14 protein-coding genes are annotated in these 12,560 nt (G+C 39.0%); 11 read left to right on the forward strand and 3 right to left on the reverse strand.

Annotated features, from left to right (window positions below):
* The first annotated feature begins 185 nt into the window (after window positions 1-185).
* The 3 genes from ACQV1I_RS08340 to ACQV1I_RS08350 all read left to right on the forward strand — a co-directional run bounded on the left by ACQV1I_RS08340 (window position 186) and on the right by ACQV1I_RS08350 (window position 2,524).
* Window positions 186-1,250 carry a YdcF family protein gene (locus ACQV1I_RS08340; RefSeq protein WP_116334572.1) on the forward strand — a complete coding sequence of 355 codons (1,065 nt, stop codon included), beginning with the start codon at window positions 186-188 and terminating at the stop codon, window positions 1,248-1,250.
* 646 nt (window positions 1,251-1,896) lie between these two features.
* Window positions 1,897-2,037 carry a hypothetical protein gene (locus ACQV1I_RS08345; protein ID WP_176452325.1) on the forward strand — a complete coding sequence of 47 codons (141 nt, stop codon included), beginning with the start codon at window positions 1,897-1,899 and terminating at the stop codon, window positions 2,035-2,037.
* 118 nt (window positions 2,038-2,155) lie between these two features.
* Window positions 2,156-2,524 carry a DUF4180 domain-containing protein gene (locus ACQV1I_RS08350; RefSeq protein ID WP_094699240.1) on the forward strand — a complete coding sequence of 123 codons (369 nt, stop codon included), beginning with the start codon at window positions 2,156-2,158 and terminating at the stop codon, window positions 2,522-2,524.
* A 121-nt stretch (window positions 2,525-2,645) separates the two neighbouring features.
* Here the strand turns inward: ACQV1I_RS08350 and ACQV1I_RS08355 are convergent, their stop codons facing one another.
* Complete coding sequence (locus ACQV1I_RS08355; protein WP_116334573.1) at window positions 2,646-3,500, reverse strand: sulfurtransferase; 855 nt, start codon at window positions 3,498-3,500, stop codon at window positions 2,646-2,648.
* Window positions 3,501-3,716: 216 nt separating this feature from the next.
* On the opposite strand from ACQV1I_RS08355, the gene ACQV1I_RS08360 reads away from it, so the two are divergent.
* A complete protein-coding gene (locus ACQV1I_RS08360) occupies window positions 3,717-4,370 on the forward strand; it encodes an HAD family hydrolase (protein ID WP_094699238.1) in 654 nt (217 codons plus the stop codon).
* Window positions 4,371-4,574: 204 nt separating this feature from the next.
* Here the strand turns inward: ACQV1I_RS08360 and ACQV1I_RS08365 are convergent, their stop codons facing one another.
* Window positions 4,575-4,811 carry a hypothetical protein gene (locus ACQV1I_RS08365; RefSeq protein ID WP_018672072.1) on the reverse strand — a complete coding sequence of 79 codons (237 nt, stop codon included), beginning with the start codon at window positions 4,809-4,811 and terminating at the stop codon, window positions 4,575-4,577.
* A gap of 58 nt (window positions 4,812-4,869) precedes the next feature.
* Window positions 4,870-5,289 carry a DUF2621 family protein gene (locus ACQV1I_RS08370; RefSeq protein WP_176452334.1) on the reverse strand — a complete coding sequence of 140 codons (420 nt, stop codon included), beginning with the start codon at window positions 5,287-5,289 and terminating at the stop codon, window positions 4,870-4,872.
* Between the two features lie 246 nt (window positions 5,290-5,535).
* On the opposite strand from ACQV1I_RS08370, the gene ACQV1I_RS08375 reads away from it, so the two are divergent.
* The 7 genes from ACQV1I_RS08375 (at window position 5,536) to ACQV1I_RS08405 (ending at window position 12,546) form a co-directional block, all read left to right on the forward strand.
* Complete coding sequence (locus tag ACQV1I_RS08375) at window positions 5,536-5,907, forward strand: hypothetical protein (protein WP_018672074.1); 372 nt, start codon at window positions 5,536-5,538, stop codon at window positions 5,905-5,907.
* A gap of 186 nt (window positions 5,908-6,093) precedes the next feature.
* Window positions 6,094-7,044, forward strand: coding sequence for a tetratricopeptide repeat protein (locus ACQV1I_RS08380; protein WP_094699237.1), 951 nt, complete (start codon window positions 6,094-6,096; stop codon window positions 7,042-7,044).
* A 323-nt stretch (window positions 7,045-7,367) separates the two neighbouring features.
* Window positions 7,368-7,970, forward strand: a complete 603-nt coding sequence (locus tag ACQV1I_RS08385; protein WP_116334574.1) for a nitroreductase family protein — start codon at window positions 7,368-7,370, stop codon at window positions 7,968-7,970.
* A 187-nt stretch (window positions 7,971-8,157) separates the two neighbouring features.
* A complete protein-coding gene (locus tag ACQV1I_RS08390; protein ID WP_116334575.1) occupies window positions 8,158-8,634 on the forward strand; it encodes a MarR family transcriptional regulator in 477 nt (158 codons plus the stop codon).
* 31 nt (window positions 8,635-8,665) lie between these two features.
* Window positions 8,666-9,847 (forward strand): MFS transporter, encoded by a 1,182-nt coding sequence (locus ACQV1I_RS08395; RefSeq protein ID WP_116334576.1) that lies wholly within the window; start codon window positions 8,666-8,668, stop codon window positions 9,845-9,847.
* A 177-nt stretch (window positions 9,848-10,024) separates the two neighbouring features.
* Window positions 10,025-10,573 (forward strand): hypothetical protein, encoded by a 549-nt coding sequence (locus ACQV1I_RS08400; RefSeq protein ID WP_116334577.1) that lies wholly within the window; start codon window positions 10,025-10,027, stop codon window positions 10,571-10,573.
* A gap of 461 nt (window positions 10,574-11,034) precedes the next feature.
* Entirely contained in the window at window positions 11,035-12,546 is a 1,512-nt protein-coding gene (locus ACQV1I_RS08405; RefSeq protein WP_116334578.1) for a methyl-accepting chemotaxis protein, read from the forward strand.
* Window positions 12,547-12,560 lie beyond the last annotated feature (14 nt).

Consider the following 12,560-nt stretch of genomic DNA (forward strand, 5'->3'; position numbering starts at 1 on the left):
AATCATACGGCGTGTTACTAGTTAGACTAGGCATAAGCCAATTAAACGGAGCTTTTTCTGCCGTTTTTTGGGTCATGCCTTTTTTATTTTATTCTATTATTTTTTATGCGCTTACATGAACTAGCTATACCTATTATGAATCAAAAGGTAATTTACATCACCAAGATATTTTAGGAGGAACTACCATGATAAAACACAAAAACAAACTGATCCTGTCATTAGCGCTGGCACTCTCCGTCTCTCCTTTGACTAGCGCATTTGCAGGAGAAAAAACTCCTGTTGTAAAAAATGAAACAACAGCACAACGGATACAGCATTTGGTTGATTCAACGATTGACCTATTTCGTAATAGCTCTCAAAAAGATAAATTTGAGCTAATGGAAAAAAATCTGAAGGAAGCAAGCTCTTTAGACCCATTTAATATGGAGTTAAAGTTTTATTTGGCCTCAACCTTGGTTTTTCAGAAGAAAGTAGAAGAGGCTGTGGGCATCTACAAACAAATCGTTAACTTCCAGCCTAATCATTTCGAGGCAAATCTATTGTATGGTGTTTATTCAAAGGTAAATGGTGATGAGGCTACATATAACAAATCCATGGCTACCTTACAAAAGATTGATCCACAGCGAGCAGCTGCTTTTCAAGCGAAGCTACAGGCAGCAGATGCTTATTTAAAGACTGAACTGAATACCACAGTGCCTCAAAACCTACCTCAAAAAAATCATGCCATTATCATTTTAGGCTTTGCACTTGAAAATGATGGTTCTATGAAACAGCCATTAATTGAACGTTTACAAGCTGGATTAGCTATTGCAAAAAAATATCCTAATTCAAAAATTATCGTTACAGGTGGCTCGGCTAAAAATGGCATTACTGAAGCGGAAGCGATGAGCAAATGGTTGTTGGAAAAAGGTGTAGATAAGAATCGTATTGTTCTAGAAAAAAGTGCATCTGATACAGTAGAAAACGCATTATGCACAACGGCTATTATAGAAACCATGGAGATTACTGATGCAACCTTAGTAACAAATGCAACTCATATGCGTCGAGCTCTATCTGGCTTCCAAGCATCTAGTGACCACTATGCTCGCCTTATGGGAAAAGAAAATAAACGTACCTTTACGAATATGGTATATATGGATTACGCTTCTGCTGATAAAGCAAAGCAAGTAACAAAGGATGAAAAGCTAGGGATTTACCGTGATTTATTACGTACCTCAGGAATCTGGGCATTCCCAGGCTATCAGCGCTAATCGAACAGATAAAAGAAGTAAAAGCCCCGTTGAATGGGGCTTTTACTATTTGTAGAACAGCAGAGTGATAGAGGAAAGTGTATAATATATTTAAGGTCCTTCTAGTATTTTTATCGTAATGTCTACTTTACCTGAGCTTGTGTACTTATCATATCTTTGTGTCTATATACACTTATTATGATGCCGATAGCAATGAATTGGTAAATCAGATGAATACCACTGTGACTAATAAATGGCAGGGGAATCGGATCACCAAAACTTATTGGTAGAAGCCCTGCGGACATTATAAGTTCATTGCATATGGATGGCTCTTATCTTATGATAAATCACAAAATGAGAATCAATATCAATAAAAGAGCGTCTCTACACATTCGAGCATTAAATTGGGAAAATTTGAAGGGCAAACCACACGAAAGCGCTTGATAATAACGGTTGTAAGAATACCTTTTACTTTGACAAAATGAGATTGCTCAAGCCAGATCTATTTGTAAGCAATTGCTGGTCAGAATGCTAGTCAGAACGATTGTCAATTATGATGAACGTAAACCCAACATGGTTGGTAATAGGCAGATTTGCAACGGGGGAGTGAAGCGATGAAGGGGCAGATCGAATTATACACAGTGATTTGTGGAAGAAGATTCCTGCTGTGCAAAAAGGTCAGGTATATATGTACGGTTCATTCGGCGATAAAGGTGATGAATTTGTGATGGAGGATCCATACTCGCTGGAGCTTCAGCTTGATACTATTGTTGATGTTTTATTAGCTAAGAAAAAGGAAAAATGGTAAAATTAAATCCCCGGTACATAAAAGATGAACCAGAGCGTTTGCTGTATAAATCCATATGTTTGGATTTTGTTATATGAATATACGTGTAATAAGTAAATAAATAGAGAGGAGTATATGGATGGAAATGAAAATAGATCAGAAAGGTAATTCAAAAGTCGCCATTATATCAAGTGACAGCATCATAATTAATAACGTAAACGATGCCTTGGATGTAATGGCAAACGTACAATATAATGAATGCGAGAAAATGTTGCTAAGAAAAGAGCACCTGACTGAGGATTTCTTTGATTTAAAAACAGGTCTTGCTGGTGAAGTTTTACAAAAGTATACAAATTATAGAATGAAAATTGCATTTGTTGGTGAGTTTAAATCCTATAACAGCAAAAGTTTGAATGACTTTATGTACGAAAGCAACAAAGGAAACCAGGTATTTTTCAAACAAACAGAAGAGGAAGCATTGGAAGCACTACATGGCATAAATACGTAAAAATGAGCGGTGTCAGATCAGTATTGTTTGTAGCCAATATTTCCACATATGTGTACAATCCCAATATTACCAACCCACTAGAGAAAGACCATCTAAACTTACTAGATGGTCTTTCTTGTAATTACTTATCTCCTATCGCCACAGGGCTATCCTCATAGGATGACCAATCGCTCCAGCTACCTCCGTATAACTTTGCATCGGCTCGACCTGCTCTCATAAGTGCTAGGAGGTTGACGCATGCTGTTACACCCGATCCACAGTAAACCATGATTTGCTTTTTCTGTAATAACTCACCAAAATGGCTTTGTAGCTGTTCTTTCGTTTTTAATGTACCATCTGATTGCAGAGTGTTTTTGTAAAAGAAGCACTCAGCTCCAGGAATGTGTCCTGCCTTAGAGTCCAATGGTTCCACATCACCTCGATAACGCTCCGGTGCACGAGAATCGAGAAGAGGTGTAGTAGCCTCTCGTTGTTCAACCGCACTCTTGGTCAGAAGCATATCTAATTGAACATTAGCTGTGAAGGAACGCGATTCCCGCTGAAGGATTTCTGTGCTAGTCGGATAATTTGCTCGGTTCCATGCGGTATAACCACCATCCAGTACATACACACGCTCATGTCCAACGTAGCGTAACATCCACCACAAGCGAGCTGCCATTGCCATATCATCTCCATCATAGGCAACAACGGTTGTATGCTGGTCAATACCCATTTTGGAAAAAAACTCTTCCATGGCGGAAATGTTCGGTAATGGATGGCGTCCACCGTGCCCTTGCTCTGTTTTTTGACCGGATAGGTCTGACTCCAAGCTGATGTAGGTGGCGCCGGGAACATGACCTGCATCGTATTCTGCACGCCCTGCATTTGGTTGTCCGAGAATAAAACGGCAGTCTAGTATCACTAGTGAAGGATCGTTAAGATGCTCATAAAGCCAATCAACCTGTACCATGGGGTCTTGCAGCTTATCCTGTGACATTCTATCCCTCTTTTCCAAAAAAGATCGAAATTCTTGCCTTTTTTCTACTATAACAGATTAAAAGTTGTTTCGTCTTTGAAAAGGATGATACATTGAGGTATAGAGGGGCATACTTCCCAAATTCCATGGGGTACATATCTAGAGCAAAGAAGCAGTTTTGGTTTTCATAGATTGCCAGGTTCATATGTAAGATAGATAAACAGGTAGGAGGATATCATGATAAAAGCGCTAGTGTTTGATTTTGACGGAACCATCTTGGATACAGAATGGACATTATATCAATCATTTAAGGAAATCTATGATTCTTATGGTGTAATACTTCCTATTGATCTATGGTCACAAGGGGTGGGGAGTGAGCTTGTATTTGATCCTTTTGCTCATTTAGAAGAGATGATCCAGGCGCCTGTTGACCGAGTTGCAACAGAAGATAGATGGTTGAATCGCCACAGAGAATTGTTGCAGACAACAGATTTGCGTCCAGGTGTGAGGGAATATTTAGAAGCAGCGCGTTCTCTAGGGTTAAAAATTGGTCTTGCATCTAGCTCCCCCCGCTCATGGGTAGACCCTCATTTAAAGAAATATGGCATACGTGATTATTTTTCTTGTGTCTTAACCAAGGATGATGTGCTACAAGTCAAACCTGACCCAGAGCTTTACATAAAAACGCTTAATTGCCTTGGGGTAAGACCGTATGAAGCGGTTGCCGTGGAGGATTCAGTCACAGGGGCGACAGCTGCCAAAGCGGCTGGTATGTACTGTATTATTACACCGCATGAGCTATCTCGGAAGCATACTTTTGCAGAGTATGATGTACGGATGGAATCTCTTGCAGAGAGACAGCTGGAGCAGGTGTTAGAAGATTTTAAATAAGGCTCTGTTGGAGCAGTGATTTTTTATGTAAGCATACGCTATGTAAAATTCCATACGAAAACCCTTCTGATGCTCCAGCCCTCTTTTTGAGGTGGGGGATGATCAGAAGGGTTTTGATTTGTTATCTACATCGATGTTTTATCATAAACTACGAATGTAGCTTTCACTGAGCTTTTTACAAGAAGCTACTTTCGTTTGTTTTTGTTATTGACGTTTACCAAGGAATACGACATCGTCATCATCTGAGATGGAATGTTCGCGAGGTTTGTTCTGAAAAGCCTCGTTTTTATGTGACACGGTACTGGTAAAACTACGAGAGTTATTGCCATTTTTCAGTCCTTGGATAAACCGACTAGCTTTGCCTGCTATAACAAGTGCCACTACGGCAATCAATACAATCGGAATTAAAGCTAACATCGCTAAAATGAGTAAGAATTTCATTTCTGTGTCTCCCCTTTGAGTCGGTTAGTAATATATACGAAATAGGAGCGGGGAAGTTTCAGGCTTGTAAATATTTTTGAAAAGGTGTAAAGTCAATCTCTTTTTCTTTTAAATGAGCAATCAAAAATTTATGATCACGTTTTGGCGTGGCAATGATGTAGCCACGAATGATCAGCTCTGTCGTCATATGCTCAGCTTTTTCATCCAGAGCCAACTGTCCAATTTTAGCAGCAATCGTACGTCTTGCGACTGGACGGAATAATTCGGGAACAGGGTGTACTAATTCGTTTAATAACTCTAAGCTATCATCGTCCCACATATGCCTTGTCTGATCAATAAAGTGATCTTGCCAATCTAAGTCAGATTTACCATCTTGTTTGGGCATGGATTTTAGAAATTTTCGGAACATAAAATAGCCACCAATGGCAAACAGTCCAACCAGCACAATGGTCCAGCCGATAATAAACCAGGAAAACATTCCGTTCACAAGCTACACCTCTTTATCATTATGCTTCTTAGTATCCGTAATTCAACTATTGACCTAATATTTTCATTGTACAACAAATATTTTGTTTTTTTAAGAGGAGGAATATGCAGAAACTACCCAAATGAACACCATTTACCTATCCTGATTTGCCTAATCAAGGATTTTCTCTTTCCAATTCTACACGAAATGAGTAAGATAGATAGTACAATAGCTGTTGGAAAAGGGGGGCTCGTGCCTATGTTTACACTTGGACAACGGGTAATTATCACAGCAGATTCCTTCGAACAATCGTTGCCAATCGGAGAACATGCCTATCTTATTGGCCGCGATCGCAACCCGGATTCGGCTTTTGACTGGTTGATTCGTGTCCCAAAATATGATCGGCATTTTCCTGTGACGGATAAAGATATCTCTTTAGAAGAGAGCATTTGGGAAGAAGCAGCTGAGCGAGCGCAGCAAGAAGCTTTGCTTGACTTTGCGTTGGCTACCAAAAATGAAGCATTGTTTCGTAGAGTGGTAGGTCTCGCTGACGAAGAGCCTGAACAAGGTGCGACAAAGGAATCACCTGAGGAATTTATTCGTAAGGTAAATATGAAAGCTTGGATATAAGTGACTACCAAAATGATTTCCCCATAGGGCCAAAGAAAGTTGGCTTGGGGAGATCATTTTGTATTTTCTATACCTCCATTGCAGGAATTGCAGGGGGATAACAAGAAGTCTGTTAGAGAAGAGATCGATTTTATAAAAACTAGGTGACGAAGCTTGTATCGCCATGGAAAGAGAGGCCTTTTAGCCATGTCAGATTTTATCGAATTTCAAAATGAAGATGGACAGAGTATGCAGTTATCCCGCGAGGATTTTCAAAATAAAATAATTCCGAAGTATATGGATCTTTACTGGAATGAGAATGAAAAATTACGAGAGTTTGCTATGGAACTGGTACGTCAGGAATTTCCTGAACATGCTTCCAAAGCAGCGGATCGTTTATTGGAATTGTATGGTCCAATTGAACCAGCAATGATTTTCCGTTCCATTGTACATATGCAATTAGGGGAATTTCCTCAAGCACAGAAGCTGTTGCATGAAACAATTGATCAATATCCAGAATCAGCTACCGCTCATCTTAACCTAGCCCGCCTTTATGCACAGGGAGGGGAAGAGCATACAGCTGGTTTGCTGTTGCAAAAGTCATTACTTATTGATCCAAACCAAGATAATGGGTTAGAATGGTTGACCAATTCCTTTATGGAGGCAGGAAAAAAAGAAGAGCTATATCAATATTTAACAGAACTTGGAAACCGAGAAGGTGCATGGCGTCCGCATTATGTGTTAGCACTTGTCGCATTAAAGGAAGGCGACCTCTTGACTGCTATGAACATGTTTAAAGAAACACTAGATAAAGTGAACGGTCATGAAGAAATTGTAATGAACGTGACAGGGGAACTAGGACAAGCAGGGTACGTTTATCAGCTGATCCAAATTAGCGAGCAATATTGGAAACCAAGCTTTGAGCGACCATATGCTGGCTTTAATTATATCAATGCGCTCTTGCAAACCGATGAGACAAAAAAAGCGATTGATGTCCTAAAAGAATTAGTTGAACATACACGTGAAGAGTTTAAACCAGCGGTACAAGAGTACGTGGACAGATTGCCACAGGAACTGCTAGAAGCACACCAAGCAGATGAGAAAAATACAGCAGCTACCAACGGAGAAACAAAGAAACCTTGGTGGAAAGTTTGGTAATAAGCAACATAAACATATAAAAATTGAAACAAGGCTCTATTCCCTTTTGGGAAGATAGGGTCTTGTTTTTGTTTTATCGATGTTCGTAGCGTAAACAGTTTGTTGACGATATCCTCTAGTATCCTAGTCAAAAAGGTGATAAAATGCAATTGTATATTTGATAATGATTATCATTTTTAGTGATGGAGATATATTTCGTGGAATGAGCTTACAAATGTAAACGTAAAAATGCTAACTAACAGGGCTACCTGTTATTGCTTACACACATATAAAAAACTGCACGATACCATCAGATTAATAAACCATTGGGGAGGAATATACACATGACAGAAGCAACGCAGACGTTGGCAACACTGATTACATCGAGAAGAACGGTACGACAAACGAAAAACACTCCTATTCCGCTGGAGAAGATTTATAAAATTTTAGAACAAGCAGCATACGCTCCATTTCATAGCGAAGTAGAGCCTTGGGCAGTCAAAATTGCTTCGACTGAGCAAGAAAAAAAGTATTTTTTTCAATGTGTCTTTAAGAGTTACGAGCGTATTGGTCTTTTTGAATCTTATACGGATGAAAAAATAGAAAAGGTAAGAGAGTCCTATCGGGAATACTTTGAAGGTACACCAATTTCGATTCTGATAGCAACAGATATGTTCGACCATGAAAAAAAGGATTTTGAATCAGTCGGGGCTACTTGTGCATTTATCCAAAACATTCAACTGCTATGCTGGGAACAGAATATTGGGGCTGTGTGGCGGACCAATCCTTATATTTTTGATTCAGAATTTATAAAGGAAATAGGTTTTCGTTCCAACCAAAAAATTGTAGGCTCGCTTCATTTAGGCTATCCGCAACAAATACCTAAAGCCAAGGAACGCCGGTCGTTAGATCAATGGGTATCGAGTATTCAAGAGGGTGTCAAATAATATAGGTTCGAAAATAGCAATATCAACATTCCATGTACCACCAGTGTGTGGTGATGGAATGTTTTTTTATATGTAGGTAAGAGACATAAGTAATTTTGCATAATCTTGTGATTTGAAATTAGGCAGGATATACTTATTTTGTTTCCTAGGAAACAAAAATGACCGAAAGATAAGGAGAAGTAAATACATGACTACACAACAAATTGTAGGAAAGTTGCAAAAGCTACTACACCAACATGAAGAAAATAGTAAAAAACGACAAACAGGCTTACTGAACTCCATTCGAGATATAGACAGACCGACAGAGGAGCTGACTTTATCAGAACTGCATGTTATCGCTTGTATAGGAAAATATGGACAGGTTAATGTGACGGCCATTTCACAAGAGATGGATATGACTCGTGGAGCTATTTCTAAGATTAGTACGAAGCTTTTGAAAAGAGGTTATCTAGTAAAAAAACAAAAAGCTGATAATCAAAAGGAGGTTCATTTTCAATTAACATCTATGGGAGCTGAAATTTTCCGTTTACATGAGGGGCTACATGAACAGGCAGAGAGGAGAATAGAGAGGTTTTTACAAAAATACTCTAGCTCTGAGCTAGCTTTTATCGATCGTCTGCTGGCCGATGCCATTGCAGAACATAAGAGCAAGCAGACAGAATAGAGCATATTTAATTGGTTAGGAGGAAATTAGCATGAAAACAAAATTGATTTTGTATACATTAGCAATCAGCGCGTTAGTAGGATCGCTGTCTCAAAACATCTACACGCCGATCTTACAGCAAATGCAGGAGCAATTACAAACATCGCCATACCTGATCAATCTAAGTATTTCTGTGTTCACTATTGCCCTAGCTATCATGCAAATTGTCTATGGCCCCTTTATTGATACGAAAGGACGCAGAGCTGTGTTACTACCTAGTCTGTTCCTCTATGTTATAGCTTCTGTGGGATGCGCCTTTTCAGGAAGCATTTCTTGGTTTTTATTCTTTCGTGTATTACAAGGGATTGGGGTAGCTGCAATACCCGTGGTGGCTGCTACGGTAATTGGAGATATATTCGAAGGATCACAGAGAGCACAAGCAATGAGTAACTACCAGATGCTTCTCTCCTTGGCTTCGGTAATCGGACCGTTGTTAGGCGGGTTTATTGGAGGTCAGAGTGGATTTACGGGTATTTTCTCCTTTTTAGGTGTAACGGGTCTTATTATGTTTATTGCTAGTCTAGTCATTATCCCAGAAACTAAGCCAACAAAGGGAATCGCACGAACATTCCAACTACAAGCCTATGGAAAAGTACTTGTTCACCCGATTGGCCGGCTAGTATTGTTGCTTGGCTTTGCTCAATTCTATTTATTTTACAGTGTGTTGGTGTTTTTACCACATGTGCTACAGAACATATACGGCTTATCTGCACAACAAACAGGGCTTGCTTTTTTACCATTGTCCCTAAGCTTGATGGCGGGGAGTTTTGTAAGTGGTCGATTAAAAGATAAACAACTGGGGAGAAGCGAACAAAGATTGCTGTTCACTTGCTTTTTGCACCTGATAGCAGTCGTCATTTTTACACTGACAGCAAATATATCTATTGGGTGGCTCTTGTTTAGTTTATCTTTATATGGATTTAGTGGTGGTTATGCCATGCCATTCCAAAGCACGTTATTAACCGAGCTCTTTGTAGCAGAGCGGGCAACGGCGATTGGCTTCTATAATTTTATTCGTTATGTTGGTATGGCGGTAGGACCTATTATCGGTAGCTTATTGTATCAAGATGGTCGATTTGTTTTGACATTTGGAGTAGGAGCCATTGGATTTGCGATTGTCATTTTATTTGCTAGGAAAATGATTAGAATACGCGAAAAGCTGTTCTTGCAATGATATAGGGGCTATAAAGTCATCCAAGGGAAGTGGGTGACTTTTTTGTTACCCATCAGACTAAGAGATAAAAACATAAAGCCATTTTAGAACGACATTGTCTAAAAATAAAAATATAGTGTAATGCTCTCTGTTTTGCTGGATCAAATAAACGAATCAAAGAAAGAGAGGATAACTTATATGAAGAAACAAACGGTTATAGTAGTAAGTACATTGGCAGTAATGTTATCAGCCATATCCCCATTTTCTCCAGTGCTAGCCGATAGAGTGAATGCAGCGGCTAGCAAGAATCAGCAAGCTCTAACTCTGGATCAGATAATTGCTGAAATGAATAAAAAAACGCCGATCTCTACCTATACGGAGGCAACATTTACGACGCAGAATCGACTTATTGAAAACAGTCCTAAAACAGCTACAACGAATTATAAATGGTGGGACAATACGATAAATAATGAGATGCGTATAGAAACTACAAAGGATGGTAGGACGAGTTTTTATGTTAGTAAGGGTGGTACGTCTACTAGTTATAAGGAAGAAAGTATGGAAGGTAATAAGCAAGCTGTAATATCTTCAACGGGAGTAAAGGCTGCTGTCGATAACAAAATATCGAATGCGAATGACAAACAAATTTCCGAGTATACAGTTACTAAAGTAGATTTTCATCCACAATTCAATGAAAAAGACTTTACTCTTGATTTACCTAAGGATGTCAAAATAATAGAAAACTAGGCTGAGAGAAACAAGCGTTATATCCTCAAAGGAAAATATGAAAACATACCCATAAATTAAAAAATGACTCTGTTATTCGTTCAGAGTCATTTTTTTGTGCCCACCAGTAATGGTGAACGTTACAGTCATAGATGCAATAGTGACGAGTTAATGCATTTTAATCATTGTCGTATATTGACGAAATTTGTATAATAAGCATACCTTTCAAACTTGTTATCTTTCAATCCAATGGTGGAAAATGTAAAGTTCTTAGTCTAGCGTTTGATTGAACAACAGTAAGTATGAATAACAAATGATCAGAAAAAGCCCTTTCGAAAGCAAAAGAGCTTTTTAAGCCTTGTTTTCCATAATGGGTAAAATTGCAGTTAAATAATTCAGCAGAAGATTCATAGATTGGGCAGGTTTGGTTAGGGATTCGATTACTTTAGGATTTTATACAACTGTAAAAGGGGAGATGATCTATGTTTTTTAAGTCAGGACAAGCTAACGAGCTTACTGCATTCGTAGAGGAAAGTCGAAAATTACGAAAGATGGTTGAAAAAAATGACTTTTCAAGTGTATTTCAACCGTCTACAGATAATCCAGAATTAAAGGAAATTGCTGAGAATCTGAATGTTGTTCTAAACGCCATGCAAAGCTTCAGAGAAAATGTAGCCGTTCGGCTTGATTTGGTGACGGAAGCCATTGAAGTGGGTTTATGGGATATGAATGTTATAGCGGGCGATCCTGTAAATCCTCAGAACACCTTTACATGGACGAATGAATTTCGCAAAATGGTAGGCTATCGGGATGAAACGGATTTTCCCAATGTCCTTGATAGTTGGGCATCAAAACTGCATCCAGAAGATCATGGTCAGGTTCTAGAAGCTTTTGAAAAACATCTATTGGACCATTCAGGAAAAACTTCTTATGATGTGGAATATCGTTTACTGTTAAAGAACGGCGAATATCGCTGGTTCCGAGCTACTGGGGCAACAGTTCGAGATCCGGATGGCATTCCTTTACGAGTAGCAGGTGCTTTATTTGATATACATGACAAGAAGATGAAAGAACAAGAATTAGTGTCCTTGGCTGAGCGGTATGATCTTATCAATCGAGTTCTCGTGGAAGCTCCTTGGGATATGACCGTTGTTGAGGGGGACGTTATTAATCCGAATAATGAATTTTGGTGGTCACCTCAATTCCGAAGAGCACTTGGATTTAAAGACGAAACAGATTTCCCAAATGTGATGAGTAGCTGGAGTAGTAGACTTCACCCAGAGGATGAAAAACGGACATTAGAAGCCTTTGCTAATCATTTAAACGATTATAGTGGGAATACTCCATTTGATATTGATTATCGTCTTTGTTTAAAAAATGGTGAGTATCGCTGGTATCATGCCAGTGGTGAAACCATTCGAAGTAGTAGAGGTATTCCACTACGAGTAGCTGGGACGATACGGGATATTACCCTCGAAAAAAACAAAGAACAGGTCGTACGTGAGATGACCACTCAAATGCAGCATCTGTCAGACTCTATTAGCGATATGGTTAAAGGTGTCAATTCAATAACCAATCAGGCACAGGAGCTTGCCATTGCTCAGGATCAATCTACTGAAGCCGCTAATAAAGCAAAAGGTAGTGCAGATGAAACGAAAAATATTTCAAAGTTTATTAAAGAAATTGCTGAACAGACGAATCTATTAGGCTTAAATGCAGCAATTGAAGCAGCTCGTGCAGGTGAACAGGGGCGTGGTTTTGGTATTGTCGCAGATGAGGTAAGGAAATTAGCTGTACATAGTGCAAATGCTACCGTAAACATTGAAAACAGTTTGAATGATATGAAGGAACTCATTGAAACTATTCTACAACATATCGGAAAAATGAGTACTCTTACACAGACCCAAGCCGCCTTGACAGAGCAAGTAAATTCATCGATGGATGAGATCAATAAAATGTCACAGTCCTTGGTAGATTTCACTAAAACGTTATAGGCTCATAAATCGTA

This window comes from Brevibacillus sp. JB24b, assembly GCF_051713385.1.
Lineage (GTDB): Bacteria > Bacillota > Bacilli > Brevibacillales > Brevibacillaceae > Brevibacillus_B > Brevibacillus_B laterosporus.

Coding starts and splice junctions, on each gene's coding strand:
- ACQV1I_RS08370 (WP_176452334.1), bottom strand. CDS start 5,289: ATGTTTTCCTGGTTTATTATCGGCTGGACCATTGTGCTGGTTGGACTG.
- ACQV1I_RS08385 (WP_116334574.1), top strand. CDS start 7,368: ATGACAGAAGCAACGCAGACGTTGGCAACACTGATTACATCGAGAAGA.
- ACQV1I_RS08380 (WP_094699237.1), top strand. CDS start 6,094: ATGTCAGATTTTATCGAATTTCAAAATGAAGATGGACAGAGTATGCAG.
- ACQV1I_RS08340 (WP_116334572.1), top strand. CDS start 186: ATGATAAAACACAAAAACAAACTGATCCTGTCATTAGCGCTGGCACTC.
- ACQV1I_RS08405 (WP_116334578.1), top strand. CDS start 11,035: ATGTTTTTTAAGTCAGGACAAGCTAACGAGCTTACTGCATTCGTAGAG.
- ACQV1I_RS08375 (WP_018672074.1), top strand. CDS start 5,536: ATGTTTACACTTGGACAACGGGTAATTATCACAGCAGATTCCTTCGAA.
- ACQV1I_RS08360 (WP_094699238.1), top strand. CDS start 3,717: ATGATAAAAGCGCTAGTGTTTGATTTTGACGGAACCATCTTGGATACA.
- ACQV1I_RS08395 (WP_116334576.1), top strand. CDS start 8,666: ATGAAAACAAAATTGATTTTGTATACATTAGCAATCAGCGCGTTAGTA.
- ACQV1I_RS08365 (WP_018672072.1), bottom strand. CDS start 4,811: ATGAAATTCTTACTCATTTTAGCGATGTTAGCTTTAATTCCGATTGTA.
- ACQV1I_RS08390 (WP_116334575.1), top strand. CDS start 8,158: ATGACTACACAACAAATTGTAGGAAAGTTGCAAAAGCTACTACACCAA.
- ACQV1I_RS08400 (WP_116334577.1), top strand. CDS start 10,025: ATGAAGAAACAAACGGTTATAGTAGTAAGTACATTGGCAGTAATGTTA.
- ACQV1I_RS08350 (WP_094699240.1), top strand. CDS start 2,156: ATGGAAATGAAAATAGATCAGAAAGGTAATTCAAAAGTCGCCATTATA.
- ACQV1I_RS08355 (WP_116334573.1), bottom strand. CDS start 3,500: ATGTCACAGGATAAGCTGCAAGACCCCATGGTACAGGTTGATTGGCTT.